The following is a 17,172-nucleotide window of genomic DNA, read 5'->3' as shown; positions in this document are numbered from 1 at the left end:
GGTGACATTGGGCGGCTCCGGCGCGACCAGGGCGGTGACGCTGACCAACGTTGCTAACGGTGTGGCAACAAGCGATGCGGTCAACGTTGCGCAGTTGCAGGCAATGGGCGGTACGTTCAACAGCAGTGGCGTTGTCACCAACGCATTCGTCGCGTACGACGACACGACAAAGAACACGATCACGCTGAAGGGCGCGAGCGGTTCCACGAAGATCACCGCTGTAAAGGCCGGCACGCTGTCCGGCACAAGTGCCGACGCAGTGAACGGCAGCCAGTTGTACAGTACGGCAACGAGCGTTGCCAACGCGCTGGGCGGTGGTTCAACCGTGAGCTCGACTGGCGCAATTTCCGCTCCGAGCTATCAGCTTAGCGGTGGCACTTACTCGGACGTTGGTTCGGCCCTTGCTGGTGTAGACAGTGAGGTCAGTTCGATTAACAACACCATCGCTGACACGACGAAGTACATCAAGGTTGTGTCCGCATCGAGCGCAGCCATTGCTTCCGGCGGCGAAGCCGTGGCGATTGGTGGTGGAGCGTATTCGAGCGGTCTCAATGCCGTGGCTATCGGTTCCGGCGCGCGTTCGCAGTTTGGGAACTCGGTGGCGCTTGGTGCGAACTCGCGGGTAACTGCCGCGAACACCATTTCTATCGGTGACGTGGGCTCCGAACGCCGCATCATGAACGTAGCAAACGGCGTTGCCAGTACCGACGCAGTAACGCTCGCACAGCTGAATGCGCTGAAGGCTTCGCTTCCGCCCGTGCAGTCAACCGGTTTGAAGTCGATGCTTCTGGGCGCGGCATTGCCGGTTACCAACTACATCGCTGTAAGCAATACCATTACGGCTGGGCTTCCTGCGACATCGACGGATAACACCGAGAATGCGATGGCCATCGGGCCAGGCGCAATGGCTCAAGGCGCAGGCTCTGTGGTCATCGGTGCCGGGTCGGGTTCGTTCCGTGCCGGATCAACAGCAGTCGGTTCGTATGCGGTTGCCTCGGCGCTCAATGCGACAGTGATTGGCGACGGCGCAACCACCAATAACTTCGCCGACAACGCGGTGGCGGTTGGCTACTTGGCCGCTGCGCAAGGCGCTGACTCGCTTGCTCTGGGTTCTAACAGCGTCACGAACGCTACAAATGCCGTCACGCTGGGCAGCAACGCTAATGTCGCAGTGACTGGCACAAACTCGATGGCTCTCGGCGCCGGTTCTTCAGCTAGCGCCGCGAACGCTGTTGCCATTGGCTACAACGCGGTCGCTAATCGTGCGAACTCTGTTTCGGTTGGTAGCAGCACGCAACAGAGCCAGATCATCAACGTCGCCGCCGGTACGCAGAACACCGACGCGGTGAACCTGGGTCAGATGAATACTGCGATCGCAGCTGTCGCTGGCGGCGGCGCACCTAACGCGGTGGTCTATGACACGTCGCTGCACACCAAGGTGACGTTGAACTCCTCGGGCGCGCCGGTAACTGTGTCGAACGTGGCAGACGGTGTGGCCAACAATGACGCCGTGAACGTCGAGCAGCTGAAGGCAATGGGCGCAACCATCGGCACGAGCGGCAACGTCACGAATGCATTTGTTGCGTACGACAGCACGAGCAAGAACCAGGTCACGTTCGGTGGTACCGCCTCGACGACCCCGGTCGTTCTCGCGAACGTTGCCGCAGGCCAGGTGACGTCGACCAGCACGCAAGCAATCAACGGTTCGCAGCTCTTTGGCGCGATGAGCAGCACTGCGGCTGCGCTGGGCGGCGGCTCGTCGGTAACGGCGAACGGCACAATCACGAAGCCGAGCTACAAAGTGAATGGTGGGACCTATAGCGACGTGGGTGCCGCATTGAACGCGGCCGCATCGGCCAACGGTGCCGGTTCGCCTGATGCTGTTTCGTATGACACGTCTGCACACACGTCGGTGACGCTCGGCGTCGCCGGTTCGCCGGTGAGGGTGTCGAATGTCGCTGACGGCGCGGCTAACAATGACGCAGTCAACGTCGCGCAACTGAAGGCAATGGGCGCAACCATCGGCACGAGCGGCAACGTGACGAACGCGTTCGTTGCATACGACGATACGAGCAAGACCAAGGTCACGTTCGGTCTTGGCGGCTCCACCACGCCGGTGATCCTTTCGAACGTCGGCTCGGGCCAGGTGACGTCGAGCAGCACGCAGGCAATCAACGGCTCGCAGCTGTACGGCGCAATGAGCAGCACGGCAGCCGCGCTGGGTGGCAGTTCGTCGGTGACGGCGAACGGCACGATCTCGAAGCCGGCCTATTCGCTCGACGGCCAAACCTTCACCGATGTCGGCGCAGCGCTGACCGCAGTGAATGCCAAGGCAGCGACGGGGTCGGTGAACGGTGTGGTGTACGACACGTCGGTACACGACAAGCTGACCTTGGGCGGTGTCGGTTCCACGACTCCGGTGACGATCGCAAACGTCGCCGATGCCATGAGCGACGACCAGGCAGTGAACCTCAAGCAATTGAAGGCAGCTGGCTTGAACGTCGATCCGTCCGGCAACGTGACCAACTCGTTCGTCGCATACGACAACGCCACCAAGGCTACGGTGACCTTCAATGCGGGCGGCGCGCCGACCCAGTTGAAGAACGTGGCTGTCGGTACCAATGGAACCGATGCGGTCAACGTCGACCAGATGAAGACGTATGTCGATCAGAAGACGGGCGGGGGCGGCGGCGGCTTTGCTCCGACGAACGGCGTCTCCTACGACGATGCCTCGAGGACCCAGGTGACGTTGGGTGGCGCAGGTTCCACGACGCCGGTCACGCTGACCAATGTTGCCGACGGGAAGAACGCAACCGACGCAGTCAGCTACGGCCAGTTCTCCGCCTTGGAAAACACGGTGAAGAATATTTCGGATACCGGCGGTTCGACCTACGTCAACATCAACAACCCTGGTTCCGGTGGCACGGCTGCGGTCGCTTCCGGTACGGATTCGATCGCAATCGGTAACGGTGCTGTCGCCTCGGGTAGCGAATCGATTGCGATTGGCAAGAACACCAAGACGACCGGTGACAACTCGGTCGCGATGGGTTCCGGTGCTTCCGCTACCAATGCCAACGCGGTTGCTCTCGGTGCCAACTCGACAACGGATCGCGACAACACGGTATCGGTGGGTTCCACCGGCGCCGAGCGTCAGATCACCAACGTCGCAGCCGGCACGCACGCGACCGACGCGGTCAACGTTGGCCAGTTGAACAATGCCATGGGCAACATGAGCAACACGATCAACAACGTTGACCGTAGTGCTGCCAAGGGTATTGCGGCGGCATCGGCGCTGAACATCGTCACGCCGTATCTGCCGGGCCGCACCACGTTGAACGCGGGTGTCGCGAACTACCGTGGCTATCAGGCCGTCGGTCTGGGCGTGTCCCGCTGGAACGAGAAGGGCACCGTCAACTACAACCTTGGCGTGTCCACCTCGGGCGGCAATAGCACCATCGTTCGCGCTGGTATCGGCATCGTCCTCGGCAACTAAGCAATGGCCGGAAGGCCATCCGTAGAAGCTTGAGACGTTAGCTGTCGGGGTCGCACGGGAAGTTTCCGTGCGACCCCTCTTTCCATGAGAAAACAGACATGAAGTACTCTTTAATTGCCATCGCGTTTGCCGCGATGCTCGCCGGATGTTCGTCATCTGCGACGCGCGACCGGTTGCAGATTCAGGATCCCACCGTCCTGCAGAACGGCTTTAGCACCACGCAAAGTCAGGCTGCCGGGGCTGTGACGCCGCAGTGGATCGAGACGTATGGCGGCATCAAGAACAGTGCATTGCTGGATGCCGTCCAAGGCCGCCTGCAAGCACTTGGCGAGCGCAAAAACAACTACTTCGGCAACAAGGCGCAGTGTTGGCTGAATGCCGCCAGCGCCGAGCGTTACAGTCGAGATAACTGGGGGTTTATCGAGGAGGCGCTAGTTCAGGCCAACCGCCTCACCACCGCGCTCGAGACCGGTCAGGGCCTGTCTGTCGACAATCCCGAACTGCGGACCGCCTCAGTGATCCGCCCCGACCTGTGGAAGCGGATTCTTGAGGCGAAGACTTCGCCGCTGTTTCCACAATGCCAGGAAGCGCAGCGTTTGACGGCGTGTTCCGAGGTCGAGATGATTCATGCCGGCCACGAGGCGTGGACAAGAAACTTCGATCAGAGCCAGCGGCTGGTAGATGGTGTAGAGAAAGGGCTGCCGGGTATAGGCGCAGCGCTCGGAGCCTGCACTCCGCCGACCGCCGCCACACCGATCCCGGTGATACCGGAGAAGATGACGCTGCAAGCTGATGCGACGTTCAAGTTCGACAGGGGCGATCTGGGTGGCATGCAGCCTGCCGGCAAGGCCAAACTCGACCAACTGGTCCGCGATCTGAGGCAGGTTGACGACGTGACCGGCATCAGGATCGAGGGTTATACCGACCGCCTGGGTAAAGACAGCTACAACCGTCAACTGTCCGCGAAGCGCGCGGAGACAGTCAAGCGTTACTTGCAACACGGCGGCGTCACTGTACCGATAGGCGCACGCGGCCGTGGCAAGGAAAATCCGGTGGTTCAGTGTAACGACCGCAACCGCGAGGCTCTGATCGACTGCCTCGCACCGAACCGTCGCGTCGAACTGGAATTTGCACGTGGTGGCGTACACAAGCCGGTGCTGTCGAACGGCTCGCAGATGCAAAACCAGCAGGAACAGTGAGACGAGGAGTGGCCCGTCCCACGACGCGGCCATTCCTTTTCACGCGGCTACGATAAGTATCAGGGGCGCGGACTCCGCGCTCCACTTCGATGCGGTCACCGCCCGTTTTCAGCCCGCGCAGGCGGTTCTGCACTGTCGCTACGTTGGTTCACTCTCTGCGCCCGCTACGTTTTCTCTGCAATAAGGTGCAAATTACAAAAGTGGGACCGTCCTGCCCGGTAACCGCGGTCAGGCTTGCTGTTTTCCGCAGAGAGCGAAATTTCCATTACTCGCTTAGGAAATCTCTCACACCTATTGCAGAACTATCGCTTCGCGCTGTGGAAACATGTTTGCGAGGCATTGTTAAAATTAATGCGAATTTGGCTGCGCTATCTCTGTTTCCTTTTGCGCCCCTTGATTAATAAGAAAACAAACGGAGCTGAAAATGAAGAGAATTGCGATCATTGACGATCACCCAATAATTCGTGGAACGATAGCCAGCGTACTGCGCGCCGACCCCGAACTCGATCTGGTGGGGGAGTGCGGCGACGGAGAAGAGGGCCTGCAAATGGTCCTGGCCGAGCGGCCAGATCTCGTCATTATTGACCTTGATCTGCCTAGGCTCGACGGACTATCTATAATCCGGCGTATTCGTGAGGAAAATTTAAAAATCTGCATCCTCGTTCTTTCGGCGAAACCGGAAGATGTCATGGCTGGATATATGCGTGCCGCCGGTGCAAATGGCTATGTAGGTAAAGGCCGTCAAATGAGCGAATTGATCACGGCGCTTAAGACTATTCTATTCGGCTACGACTGTTTCCCAGCTGATGCTACTGGCTCTGTGCCGGAGAATGCGTTGAGCGCGTTGTCCGTCCGCGAAGTCGAAGTATTGCAACACCTTGCTCGCGGTGCGAGTAATCGCGATATTGCCAGCCGCTTATTTCTGAGCGACAAAACGGTGAGTACCTACAAGGGCCGTATACAGGAGAAACTCGGGCTGTCATCGCTGGCCGCACTGATCGAGTTCGCTTCGTTGCACAAGTTGGTCGACTAGATGTTGCGGTATGGATAAGACGAATTTCAGCCGTGCTTTTGAGCCTGTCCAGCCCCTTGAGCCCTCCGAGTCCTTTGAACCCTTTGAACTCCGCTATCTCGACGCGCTCGCACAGGAAGGCATCGACCTCGATGCGTTTCTCAACGGCTGGTGTCGAGCAATGCGCGACGACCTGGACCGCCTCCAACACCTACGTTGCGAACTCGAATCGGCACAATTCTCGGCCCAATTGCCGGCCTTGTTGCACAGAGTGAGCGGCGCCGTCGGTCTCGTCGGCGCACAGCATCTGATGCAAGCGCTGCGGCACGCGAGTACCTCGCCGTCTGAGCGCAATGCTGTCGCTATTGACGCGCTTATAGCGCGGTCAAGAACATTGATTGCGCAGCTGGAAGCAGCGCCTTATCCGTACCGGAGCACACGACCATGAATAGGCCGCTGGCCTTGATACAGGGCGCTCTGGCGCTTCCCAGTTCGCGTCCGCTGTCGGGCCTGCCGCCGCCTTTCGGCTCCTGGCGACGGTCGGCGTCGCACACACAGCAACGCGCCCCTCACCCGGCGATTCCCGGCGTACCGCGATATGCAGCGTCCGCGAACCGTCGCGGTCGAATTCCGCAGAACGCGAAATTTCTGTTTCTCTACAAGCTGCCGCAGCGGCGAGACGATCAGAATCGGTTCGATGAGCAATTGGCTGAAGCGAGGCGTTATCTCCAGGCCGATAACGCACGTCCGAGTTCGTCACGGTCAGACCATCTTCTGGGCGCGGCCATCTTCGTGAGTTGCAGCATAGCGCTCGCATGGCTGCTGGCGACCTGTTCCACGCACGAGGTTGCCAGCAGCGTCACAACAGCGGCGAGACCGTCTACGGCGGCGATACAAGCCGGCCCCGTCATAGTGCATCCGTTAGCGGATGTTCGGCCTGAGCTGGTCAAAACTGCGTCAATGGCAGTAGACACGCATTCAACGCTTACGCACGCGTCGGCGTCGTCGATAAAGGCTCCGGTGGCGGCCCCCATGCATCGCGCCGAAACGGTGAGCTTGCCGCAGCGCGAGGAGCCGCAACGTTTCGCGAGCACGTCCCGCCATACCGCCGCTGCTGACCACCTCGCGAAAATCCATCGCTCGGCCGCAGTGGCTCCTGCAGTGGTTGCCGAGATCGGCGCAGAAATCGAACAGCGTGCAGCATCGAGTCGTTCCATCGGGTCGCCGGTGCGTCCCTCGCTGTCGAGGCAGCCGGAATCGACTGCATCGCAATCGTCTGCGAATGATTCCGCGGAACGCGCAGCATTGCTCGATTGGGCCGCGCAGCAGCGGCGCGCGAATGTCAGTACGCGTGCAAGCGTGCCGGTGCCGGGCGACATCGACTGGAATGCGCACATGACGCAGCGTCGGATCACCGACAACCCCGCCGCCTTCCAGACCGGCCGCGCACAGCAATAACCGACGAAAAAAAAGCCCGACCAAGGTCGGGCTTTGAAAGTCGGCTGCGCCCTCCACAGGACGCAGCCCCTGCAAAACAGCCAAGCTGTTTGCGTTGCCGCTATGTTTAAGCAGCCAGCAACGAACGCAGCACGAACGGCAGAATACCGCCGTGCTTGTAGTAGTCCACTTCGATCGGCGTGTCGATACGCAGCAGCACCGGAACGCGCTTCTCGCTGCCGTCCTTGCCGCGAACCACGAGCGTCACTTCCTGCTGCGGCTTGAAGTCCGCGCCGAGGCCTTCGATGTCGTACGTTTCTTCGCCGGTGATGCCGAGCGATTGCACGCTATCCGAGCCCTTGAACTGCAGCGGCAGAACGCCCATGCCGACCAGGTTCGAACGGTGAATCCGCTCGAAGCTGCGTGCGACCACAGCCTTCACGCCCAGCAATTGCGTACCCTTTGCAGCCCAGTCACGCGACGAGCCCGTGCCGTACTCTTCGCCCGCGAACACGATGGTCGGCGTGCCGGCGTCGATGTACTTCATCGCTGCGTCGTAGATCGACAGCTGTTCGCCGCTCGGCTGGTGAATCGTCAGGCCGCCTTCCACGCGCGAGCCGTCTGCCTTCGCCGGGATCATCAGGTTCTTGATCCGGACGTTCGCGAACGTGCCGCGCATCATCACGTCGTGGTTGCCGCGGCGCGAGCCGTAGCTGTTGAAGTCGGCCTTCTGCACACCGTTTTCCTTCAACCACTTGCCTGCCGGCGAGTCTTCCTTGATCGAGCCGGCCGGGCTGATGTGGTCGGTCGTGACCGAGTCACCGAAAATGCCCAGTGCGCGCGCGTTCGTGACCGCTGCGATGCTGTCGGCCGGCGTCATCGAGAAATCGTTGCCGAAGAACGGCGGCTCGGCGATGTACGTCGACTTCGGCCAGTCGTAGACCTGACCTTCTTCGCCTTCGATCTTGCTCCACAGGTCGCCCTTCTTGGTCAGCGACGCATAGTTCTTGCGGAACGCGTCCGCGTCCAGCGCGAACTTGAGCAGGTCGTTGACTTCGTCGCTGGTCGGCCAGATGTCGCCGAGGTACACGTCCTTGCCGCCCTTGCCCTTGCCGACCGGTTCGGTCATCAGGTCGCGCGTGATGTTGCCGGCAATAGCGTAAGCCACGACCAGCGGCGGCGAGGCCAGGAAGTTCGCGCGGATGTTCGGGTGAATACGCGCTTCGAAGTTACGGTTGCCCGACAGAACCGCTGCCGCGACGATGTCGTTCTTCGTGATGGCTTCGTTCAGTTCCGGCGTCAGGTCGCCCGCGTTGCCGATACAGGTCGTGCAACCGTAAGCGGCCAGCGTGAAGCCCAGCTTGTCGAGATACGGCAGCAGGCCGGTTTTCGTCAGGTACTCGGTGACGATACGCGATCCCGGAGCCAGCGACGTCTTGATGTGCGGAGCGACCGTGAGGCCGGCTTCGACAGCCTTCTTCGCGAGCAGGCCGGCGGCCAGCAGCACGCTCGGGTTCGACGTGTTGGTGCACGACGTGATTGCGGCGATCAGCACGTCGCCGTTCTTCACGTTGACGCCGTTGCTCGTGGTGTACTGCGCGTCCAGATCGGCTTCCTTCTTCGCAAAGCCGTTTTCCGCCACCGGCTTCGAGAACAGGTCGCTGAAGGTCGACTTCACATTGCCGATTTCGATGCGGTCTTGGGGACGCTTCGGGCCAGCCAGCGACGGCGCGACGGTGCCGAGATCCAGCGTCACGACCTTCGTGAAGTCGATGTCGCCTTCCTTCGGAATACCGAACAGGTTCTGAGCCTTGAAGTAGTTCTGGAACGCCGAGATTTCAGCGTCGGTGCGGCCCGTGCCCTTGAAGTAGTCGATGGTTTTTTCGTCGACCGGGAAGAAGCCCATGGTCGCGCCGTATTCCGGCGCCATGTTGCCGATCGTCGCGCGGTCCGGCAGCGACAGCGAGCGCGTGCCTTCGCCGAAGAACTCGACGAACTTGCCGACAACCTTTTCCTTGCGCAGCAGTTCGGTGATGGTCAGCACCAGGTCGGTCGCCGTCACGCCTTCGCGCAGCTTGCCCTTCAGGTTCACGCCGACCACGTCCGGCGTCAGGAAGTACACAGGCTGGCCGAGCATGCCGGCTTCAGCTTCGATGCCGCCCACGCCCCAGCCCACGACGCCGATACCGTTGATCATGGTGGTGTGGCTGTCGGTGCCGACCAGCGAATCCGGGTAGTACACGGTGTCCGCGCCTTCGGCCTTCTTGTGCACGCCGCGTGCGAGGTACTCCAGGTTCACCTGGTGAACGATACCGACGCCCGGCGGCACGACCTTGAACGTGTCGAATGCCTGCATGCCCCACTTCATGAACTGGTAGCGCTCGTTGTTGCGCTGGAATTCCAGTTTCATGTTCAGATCGAGCGCATTCTTTTCGCGGAAGTGGTCGATCTGCACCGAGTGGTCAACCACGAGATCGACCGGGACCAGCGGCTCGATCGACTTCGGATTCTTGCCCACGCGTTGCGCCACGCCGCGCATTGCCGCGATGTCGGCGAGCAGCGGCACGCCGGTGAAGTCCTGCAGCACGACGCGCGACACGACGAACGGGATTTCGTCGACGCGCGCAGCGGTCGGCTTCCAGTTCGCCAGTTGCGTGATGTGCTCTTCGGCGATTTTCTTGCCGTCGTAGTTACGCAGCACCGATTCCAGCACGATTCGGATCGAAACCGGCAGGCGGTCGATCTTGATGTTCAGTGCCTTGCCGAGTTGCGGCAGGGAGTAGAACTTGCCTTTGCCGGAACCGCTGTCGAATTCCTTGAGCGTTTTGTGGAGGTTGTGGGCCATGGTGTTTTCCTTGGTTTGATCGCGGAACTACAGTACTTAACCTAGATGACGTACAAATCGACGTACTCATTGACCGGCATGGCTTCGAGCCGTGCCTGATCCAGCGACACGTCGAGAATCGCCAGTTGTTGCTTGACCGGGAAGCGGCGCGCGAGGTTGGTCTTGAACTTCTCGACCAGCAACGGAATTCCGTCTTCGCGACGACGCTTGTGACCGATCGGGTATTCGACTACGACTTCGTCGAACTGCGATCCGTCGTTGAATTCGATCGTCAGTGCATTGGCGATCGAACGCTTCTCGGGATCGTGGTAATCCTTCGTGAACTGCGCGTCTTCCACGCAGGCCATTTTTGCGCGCAGCACATCGATACGCGCGTCTTGCGCGACCGAATCTTCGTAATCGGCGGCCGTCAGGCGGCCAAAGATTAGCGGCACAGCGATCATGTACTGAATGCAATGATCGCGGTCGGCCGGATTGTTGAGCGGACCTTTTTTATCGATGATGCGAAGCGCGGCTTCGTGCGTGCGGATCGTGACCTTGCGGATGTCTTCCACGCGTTTGCCATGGAGTTCAAGCTGCGCATGCAACGACATCGCCGCTTCCACGGCGGTTTGCGCGTGGAATTCGGCGGGAAACGATATCTTGAACAGCACGTTTTCCATCACATAGGAACCGTACTGGCGCTGGAACTTGAACTCGTTGCCCTTGAAGAGCACGTCGTAAAAGCCCCACGTTTTCGCAGTCAGCACCGACGGATAGCCCATCTCGCCCGTCTTGGAAATGAGCGCGAGACGCACTGCGCGCGAGGTCGCGTCGCCCGCGGCCCACGATTTGCGCGAGCCAGTGTTCGGCGCATGGCGGTAGGTGCGCAGCGCTTGCCCGTCGACGAGCGCCTGCGAGACCGCATTGATCAGTTCGTCGCGCGTCAGGCCGATCAATTGACCGACTACGGCGGTGGACGCGAGCTTTACCAGCAATACATGATCGAGCCCGACCTTGTTGAAGGAGTTTTCGAGCGCGATACAGCCTTGAATTTCGTGCGCCTTGATCATTGCGATCAACACGTCTTTCATCGTAAGCGGCGCTTTGCCGGCTGCGATGGCAGTGCGCGAGAGCCAGTCGGCTGTCGCGAGGATTCCGCCCAGGTTATCCGACGGATGACCCCATTCGGCGGCGAGCCAGGTGTCGTTGAAGTCGAGCCAGCGGATCATGGCCCCGATGTTGAAGGCGGCCTGAACGGGGTCGAGCTGAAACGACGTGCCCGGCACCTTTGCGCCGTTGGGGACGATCGTGCCCGGCACGATGGGTCCCAACAGCTTGGTGCAGGCCGGGTAGGTCAGCGCCTCGAGTCCGCAGCCGAGCGTATCGATCAGACAATGACGCGCGGTTTCCAGCGCGAGCGCGCCGTCGATCTGATAATCCAGAACGTAGTCGACGATATCGACCAGGACTTTGTCCGGATCGGGTCGCACGTTGGAAATCGGAGCGGACATCGGGGAGCTTTCCTGACGACGTTATTAGTTGCCGATCTTGTTGATTGCGTTCGACTGCGTCGGGGCCGGTGCGCCCTGCGCCATCGCCGCCGTTTGGCACTCGTCGGCCAGACGCGAGCTGTCCTTGTCCTGGAACAGCATGGCCTTGGTCGGAATCACGACCAGATCCATGCCCGTCGCGGCGTCGTGGAAACGGTCTGCGCCCGTGGTGGTCGCTTCGCGCGGCAGGTTGTAGTTTTTGTTCGCCCAGTGAACCGTGACGATCTGGTCACGCTTCATGTCGCCCTTCAGTTCAAAAGCCAGACCTTCCTTGCACGACCACTTTTCCGCGCCTTCCGGTACCGGATCGACCTTGGCTTCCTTGGAAGGATTTTCCTTGCGCTTGATGAGGCGGCGCGGTTGCGGGCGCTTTGCAACGGCCGTCTTGGCAGCCGGCTTTGCGCCAGTCGCCGTTTCTGCGGCGGCGTCGGTCGCGACGGTCAACATTGTGGTGGACAGGGCGCCGACGACGGCGGCGATCAACAGCTTGTTCATGGAGAAAACCTTTCTATCTAATTTCAGTTAAACATTGCGCGGGCTACCGGTCCTGGCGGCCGCGGGGTTGAACTGCACGCGCCTTGAAAGCGCACAGCGACCGCTATTTTCTCCTATTTAGCGGCACGTACTTCAAATTCTCAGGTCCGGTGTAATTCGCGCTCGGGCGAATGATCTTGTTGTCGATCCGCTGCTCGATGATGTGCGCGCTCCACCCAGCCGTGCGTGCGATGACGAAAAGCGGTGTGAACATCGCCGTCGGCACGCCCATCGTGTGATACGAAACGGCGCTGAACCAGTCGAGATTTGGAAACATCTTTTTCACTTCGGCCATGACTGTTTCAAGGCGCTCGGCGATATCGAACAGCTTCATGCTGCCCGCTTCCTTCGAGAGCTTCTTCGCCACTTCCTTAATGACCTTGTTGCGCGGGTCCGAGATCGTGTAGACCGGGTGACCGAAACCAATCACCACTTCCTTGTTCTCGACGCGCCGGCGGATATCGCTTTCCGCTTCGTCCGGCGTCTGGTAGCGCGACTGGATTTCGAACGCGACTTCATTCGCGCCGCCGTGCTTCGGTCCGCGCAACGCGCCGATTGCGCCGGTGATCGCCGAATAGATGTCAGAACCGGTGCCCGCGATCACGCGGCCCGTGAACGTCGACGCATTGAACTCATGCTCGGCATACAGGTTCAGCGACACATGCATTGCATCGACCCACGACTTCGATGGCTCGACACCATGCAGCAGGTGCAGGAAGTGGCCGCCGATTGAATCGTCGTCGGTTTCCACTTCAATGCGTTTGCCGTTGTGCGAATAGTGGTACCAGTACAGCAGCATCGAGCCGAGCGACGCCATCAGCTTGTCGGCGATATCGCGCGCGCCGGGCAGGTTGTGATCGTCCTTCTCCGGCAGCACGGTACCGAGAACGGAGACGCCGGTGCGCATCACGTCCATTGGATGTGCGGCGGCGGGAATCCATTCGAGCGCGGCCTTCACGTTTGCGGGCAGGCCGCGCAGCGCCTTCAGCTTCGTCTTGTAGGCGGTGAGTTCGGCCTGGGTCGGCAGCTTTTCGTGCACGAGCAGATACGCGATCTCCTCGAACTCGCAATTGCCCGCGATGTCGAGAATGTCGTAGCCGCGATAGTGCAGGTCGTTGCCGGTCTTGCCGACCGTGCAAAGCGCCGTGTTGCCCGCGGTTACGCCGGACAGCGCGACGGATTTCTTCGGTTTGAAGCCGCCTTGTGCGCCAGCGGTTTGCGTTGTGTCGCTCATCTCCCGCGCTCTCCTGTTTGTTTGCTCATTGCGCTGCTTCCCCGAAAAGCGGCGCTGCATCTTGCGGAACGGCCCGGCCGGTGGATTGCGCCCGACGCAGCACCGACCAGTAATAACGGTAGCTCGCGCGGTCATGCAATGTGTCGTGATGGCGCGTGGGTCCCCATTGGGCGGACTGCGCGGCCAGCAGAATTTCGGTGGCAGTGGCGATTTCTTCGTCGCGCGGCGCGAACGCGGCCACAATCGCCTCGACCTGAGCGGGGTGAATGCTCCACATGCGCGTGTAGCCGAACTCGTTGCGTGCGCGTGCCGCGTCGTTTGCAACCACGCTCATATCGCGCACTTCGGTGCTGACGTTGTGCGACGGCACCTTGCCGTACGCATGGCAGGCAGCGGAGATTTCAAGCTTTGCACGGCGCACCAGCGGATGATCGAACTGGCCAGGCGAGCGCATTGCGGTATCGGGGATCGCGCCGTCGTGCGCGGAAACGAAATCCATCAGGCCGAAGCTCAAGGCTTCGACGCCGGGCAACGCGGCAAGATCGAACACACGCGTCAGCGCGCCGTGAGTTTCGACCAGCAACTGCACTGGCACTGGCCTGGCGACGCCAAGCTCGCGCCGCGTGGCCTCGATAAACGCGACCATTTCGGCGGCGTCGGGTACGTTGCGGATCTTGGGCAGTGTGATGTAGGCAGGCGCACGCTTTGCCGCGCGCAGAATCAGGCGGACGTCGTCGCGCCAGTGCGGGTGGTCGAAGTCGTGAATCCGTACGCCGACGCGGCCGAAGCGGTCATGCTCGCTGCCAAGCAGCGACGCGACGAGTTCTGCGTGCTCCGCTTCGCGGCCGACCTGCGCGCCGTCTTCACAGTCGAGCGTGATGTCGAACACCGGGCCAAGTTCCTGCTGCAACGCGAGCGATTTCAGCATCAGCTTTTCGCTGCCGGCGTAGTGGTCGCAGGCAGGCAGCACAGCGGGCGGCACTTCGCCGTCAAACAGCACTTCGGCGGGTGTGAGGGCGCGCATCTTCGGCGTCAGGGGCGTGGGTTTTGTTGAGGGAAAACCGATTCGGGCGCGTTCTGTCCGGTCGTGCAGGCAGACAGGCAAAACGCGTTCGAATCAGGTGCGAAACGTTCGAAGCGCCTGATTGGCTCGCTTCGCTCGATTTGCACGAAAAAAACCGGAACCCGCTGCGATGAAGCTACGGAGTTCCGGTTGTTCTGCATCAGGTGCTTAGCCGAGCAGATGCTGAACGCCTTCGCGCTCTTCCAGCAGTTCCTGCAGCGTGCCGTCCATCTTCTCGCGCGAGAACGCGTCGATTTCCAGGCCTTCCACGCGCTTGTATTCGCCGTTTTCGCAGATCACCGGCACACCGTAGATGATGTCTTCAGGAATGCCGTACGAACCGTCCGACGGGATACCCATGGTGACCCACTTGCCGTTCGTGCCGAGCACCCAGTCGCGCACGTGGTCGATTGCAGCGTTAGCCGCCGACGCTGCCGACGACAAACCGCGCGCCTCGATAATCGCCGCGCCGCGCTTGCCGACGGTCGGGATGAACGTGTTGCGGTTCCATTCGTCGTCGTTGATCAGCTTGGTCAGGCTCTGGCCTTCTGCGGTCGCGAAGCGGAAGTCCGGGTACATGGTCGGCGAGTGATTGCCCCACACGGCCAGCTTTTCGATCGAAGCGACCGGCTTGCCCGACTTCGCAGCCAGTTGCGACAGCGCGCGGTTGTGGTCCAGACGCAGCATGGCGGTGAAGTTCTTCTTCGGCAGATCGGGTGCCGACTTCATCGCGATGTAGGCGTTCGTGTTGGCCGGGTTGCCGACCACCAGCACCTTCACGTCACGGCTCGCGACTTCGTTCAGTGCCTTGCCCTGAACCGTGAAGATTTCAGCGTTGGCCGACAGCAGATCCTTACGCTCCATGCCCTTCGAACGCGGACGCGCGCCGACCAGCAGGGCGACGTCGGCGTCCTTGAATGCGACCTTCGGGTCGTCCGTGATCACGACGCCCGACAGCAGCGGGAATGCGCAATCATCCAGTTCCATCACGACGCCTTTGACGGCGCCTTGCGCTTGCGGCAGGTCGAGCAGTTGCAGCACAACCGGCTGGTCCTTGCCGAGCAGATCACCATTGGCGATGCGGAACAGCAGGGAGTAAGCAATTTGACCTGCGGCGCCGGTGACGGCAACGCGCTTTGCGGGCTTAGCCATTGAGAAATCTCCAGGACGATGCGTTAGACGCTAGGGAAAACGCCATTCTATATGCGCGTTCCTCGAAGCGTTGTGAAACACGGCGGAATTCACTGTTTGCGGACACCCACTGTCAGCCCATAAATTGCGGGCCGACAGCGGCGCTGCGCCAGGACCGCCGTGCCGGAAACCGGTACTGCTGAGCCCTCTCGAGCCGCCGTTTCGCGGCCGGTCCGGCCCGCACGCGAAAACCTGAGGCGGCCCGGTATTTCCCTAAGAGAGCGGGAGCGGACAATCGAGGCGCCTGGTAGCCGCTGCACGGTGCGGGCTCCTGCAAACAGCGCGTTTCGGCAAGCGTCTGACCAACGAATGGCGGCGAATCGAAACCTGGACTGCGTGGGAACAGCATGGTGCAGAGTGGCTGCCGGTGCGTCGCGGCGCTGCGAAACAAATGCAGATCGCAACCGCCGAAAAAACCCGCAAACCCTTGCTCGACAAGGAGTGTAGGAGTCGGCAGACGCAAAGTCAACCTTATCTTATGTCTTATATAAGACACATCTATTGCAGGGGAAAGGCTGGACGCGGCCCAGCCCTTTATGATGAAATGCGCGGATGAATTCCAACCCGGCCAACACCACGAATCCGAACGGTCAAGCGGCCGCGGGCGAAGGTGTATCCGCGAGCGTCCCCGCTGCGTCACCCACTTTTAGTCCTCTGTACCAGCAGATCAAGGGGCTGATAACGCAGAGCCTCGAAAGCGGCGAATGGAAGCCCGGCGAGATCATTCCTAGTGAAGTCGAATTGGCGGCCAGATACAAGGTCAGCCAGGGTACGGTGCGCAAAGCGATCGACGAGCTTGCCGCCGAGAATCTCCTCGTGCGCCGTCAGGGCAAAGGCACGTTCGTTGCGACGCACAACGAAGATCGCGCGCAGTTTCGCTTTCTCCGGTTACTGGCCGATGACGGCGCCGAGCATCCGCACGTGAGCCGCCTGCTCGAGTGTCGGCGCTTGCGGGCTTCCGCGGACATCGCCCGGCAACTCGACTTGAAGCCGGCCGATCCGGTGGTGCTGATCAAACGTCTGCTCCAGTTCGACGGCGAAGTTACCGTGCTCGACGAAATCTGGCTGCCTGGCGCCGTGTTTCGTGGCCTGACACTCGAGCGGCTATCGGAGTACAAGGGTCCCCTGTACGCGATGTTCGAGACGGAGTTCGGCACCCGCATGATCCGTGCTACGGAGAAAATCCGCGCGGTCGCGGCGGAGCCGTCGGTGGCCGATCTGCTGCACGTGCCGCCTGGGTTCCCGCTGCTGTCCGTCGAGCGCGTGTCCTATACCTACGGTGACCGGCCGGTGGAAGTCCGGCGAGGTTGGTATGTCACAACCGGGTATTACTATCAGAACGATCTGAGCTGAATCGGGCTGAATGAAGGCGCGGCGTCCCACACACGCGCCTTTTAACGGTGCCTTTATTGCGCGTGCTGTAACGGACCTGTCGGGGTTTTCGCTGCAGCGCGATATGAAAAGGCGCTAAAATTGCGGATTAGTGTGACTACAAGTAGGGGTCTAGCATGGCTGAAGCCGTAAAAAAACCGAGGCCGGAATACCGGAACATCGGTATCGGGCAGATATTGACGGCGTACCGCCTGCCGCTTGCGGGGCGCGTGTCGATTCTTCATCGCTTGAGCGGTGGTC

General features: G+C 60.8%; 12 protein-coding genes and 1 pseudogene. 7 read left to right on the top strand and 6 right to left on the bottom strand.

What is annotated here, in order from left to right; translation table 11 throughout:
- The 5 genes from JMY24_RS37135 to JMY24_RS39100 form a co-directional block, all read left to right on the top strand.
- Positions 1 to 3,493 (top strand): YadA family autotransporter adhesin (locus tag JMY24_RS37135; RefSeq protein WP_201704017.1); only part of this gene is annotated, 3,493 nt, incomplete at its 5' end.
- 98 nt (positions 3,494 to 3,591) lie between these two features.
- Complete coding sequence (locus JMY24_RS37130) at positions 3,592 to 4,692, top strand: OmpA family protein (protein WP_128597993.1); 1,101 nt, start codon at positions 3,592 to 3,594, stop codon at positions 4,690 to 4,692.
- A 424-nt stretch (positions 4,693 to 5,116) separates the two neighbouring features.
- Positions 5,117 to 5,725, top strand: coding sequence for a response regulator transcription factor (locus JMY24_RS37125; RefSeq protein ID WP_201704015.1), 609 nt, complete (start codon positions 5,117 to 5,119; stop codon positions 5,723 to 5,725).
- Between the two features lie 10 nt (positions 5,726 to 5,735).
- Entirely contained in the window at positions 5,736 to 6,152 is a 417-nt protein-coding gene (locus JMY24_RS37120; RefSeq protein WP_128597992.1) for a hypothetical protein, read from the top strand.
- Positions 6,153 to 6,736: 584 nt separating this feature from the next.
- The gene (locus JMY24_RS39100; RefSeq protein WP_236597758.1) at positions 6,737 to 7,162 is read left to right on the top strand and encodes a hypothetical protein; all 426 of its coding nucleotides are present in this window, start codon (positions 6,737 to 6,739) and stop codon (positions 7,160 to 7,162) included.
- A gap of 106 nt (positions 7,163 to 7,268) precedes the next feature.
- Here the strand turns inward: JMY24_RS39100 and acnA are convergent, their stop codons facing one another.
- The 6 genes from acnA to JMY24_RS37085 form a co-directional block, all read right to left on the bottom strand.
- Positions 7,269 to 9,986: an aconitate hydratase AcnA gene (gene acnA / locus JMY24_RS37110; protein ID WP_128597990.1), complete on the bottom strand. Its 2,718-nt coding sequence runs from the start codon at positions 9,984 to 9,986 to the stop codon at positions 7,269 to 7,271.
- Between the two features lie 41 nt (positions 9,987 to 10,027).
- Positions 10,028 to 11,479 carry a bifunctional 2-methylcitrate dehydratase/aconitate hydratase gene (locus tag JMY24_RS37105; RefSeq protein ID WP_128597989.1) on the bottom strand — a complete coding sequence of 484 codons (1,452 nt, stop codon included), beginning with the start codon at positions 11,477 to 11,479 and terminating at the stop codon, positions 10,028 to 10,030.
- A 24-nt stretch (positions 11,480 to 11,503) separates the two neighbouring features.
- Positions 11,504 to 12,013 (bottom strand): hypothetical protein, encoded by a 510-nt coding sequence (locus tag JMY24_RS37100; RefSeq protein WP_128585845.1) that lies wholly within the window; start codon positions 12,011 to 12,013, stop codon positions 11,504 to 11,506.
- A 103-nt stretch (positions 12,014 to 12,116) separates the two neighbouring features.
- Positions 12,117 to 13,286, bottom strand: a complete 1,170-nt coding sequence (gene prpC, locus JMY24_RS37095; protein WP_201704013.1) for a bifunctional 2-methylcitrate synthase/citrate synthase — start codon at positions 13,284 to 13,286, stop codon at positions 12,117 to 12,119.
- A 25-nt stretch (positions 13,287 to 13,311) separates the two neighbouring features.
- Positions 13,312 to 14,310: an HpcH/HpaI aldolase/citrate lyase family protein gene (locus JMY24_RS37090; protein ID WP_128592044.1), complete on the bottom strand. Its 999-nt coding sequence runs from the start codon at positions 14,308 to 14,310 to the stop codon at positions 13,312 to 13,314.
- Positions 14,311 to 14,517: 207 nt separating this feature from the next.
- Complete coding sequence (locus JMY24_RS37085) at positions 14,518 to 15,501, bottom strand: malate dehydrogenase (RefSeq protein WP_027780667.1); 984 nt, start codon at positions 15,499 to 15,501, stop codon at positions 14,518 to 14,520.
- 591 nt (positions 15,502 to 16,092) lie between these two features.
- On the opposite strand from JMY24_RS37085, the gene JMY24_RS37080 reads away from it, so the two are divergent.
- Positions 16,093 to 16,893, top strand: a complete 801-nt coding sequence (locus tag JMY24_RS37080) for a GntR family transcriptional regulator (protein WP_128592046.1) — start codon at positions 16,093 to 16,095, stop codon at positions 16,891 to 16,893.
- 155 nt (positions 16,894 to 17,048) lie between these two features.
- A pseudogene (locus JMY24_RS37075) lies at positions 17,049 to 17,172 on the top strand (succinate dehydrogenase, cytochrome b556 subunit); the annotation flags it as partial.

It is taken from the genome of Paraburkholderia kirstenboschensis (assembly GCF_904848585.1).
GTDB lineage: Bacteria > Pseudomonadota > Gammaproteobacteria > Burkholderiales > Burkholderiaceae > Paraburkholderia > Paraburkholderia kirstenboschensis.
This window is presented reverse-complemented; position numbering and strand designations above follow the sequence as displayed.

What these genes read in the sequence shown, in the direction of transcription:
- JMY24_RS37130 (WP_128597993.1), top strand. Translation starts at nt 3,592, where the DNA reads ATGAAGTACTCTTTAATTGCCATCGCGTTTGCCGCGATGCTCGCCGGA.
- JMY24_RS37125 (WP_201704015.1), top strand. Translation starts at nt 5,117, where the DNA reads ATGAAGAGAATTGCGATCATTGACGATCACCCAATAATTCGTGGAACG.
- JMY24_RS37120 (WP_128597992.1), top strand. Translation starts at nt 5,736, where the DNA reads ATGGATAAGACGAATTTCAGCCGTGCTTTTGAGCCTGTCCAGCCCCTT.
- JMY24_RS39100 (WP_236597758.1), top strand. Translation starts at nt 6,737, where the DNA reads ATGCATCGCGCCGAAACGGTGAGCTTGCCGCAGCGCGAGGAGCCGCAA.
- acnA (WP_128597990.1), bottom strand. Translation starts at nt 9,986, where the DNA reads ATGGCCCACAACCTCCACAAAACGCTCAAGGAATTCGACAGCGGTTCC.
- JMY24_RS37105 (WP_128597989.1), bottom strand. Translation starts at nt 11,479, where the DNA reads ATGTCCGCTCCGATTTCCAACGTGCGACCCGATCCGGACAAAGTCCTG.
- JMY24_RS37100 (WP_128585845.1), bottom strand. Translation starts at nt 12,013, where the DNA reads ATGAACAAGCTGTTGATCGCCGCCGTCGTCGGCGCCCTGTCCACCACA.
- prpC (WP_201704013.1), bottom strand. Translation starts at nt 13,286, where the DNA reads ATGAGCGACACAACGCAAACCGCTGGCGCACAAGGCGGCTTCAAACCG.
- JMY24_RS37090 (WP_128592044.1), bottom strand. Translation starts at nt 14,310, where the DNA reads ATGCGCGCCCTCACACCCGCCGAAGTGCTGTTTGACGGCGAAGTGCCG.
- JMY24_RS37085 (WP_027780667.1), bottom strand. Translation starts at nt 15,501, where the DNA reads ATGGCTAAGCCCGCAAAGCGCGTTGCCGTCACCGGCGCCGCAGGTCAA.
- JMY24_RS37080 (WP_128592046.1), top strand. Translation starts at nt 16,093, where the DNA reads ATGAATTCCAACCCGGCCAACACCACGAATCCGAACGGTCAAGCGGCC.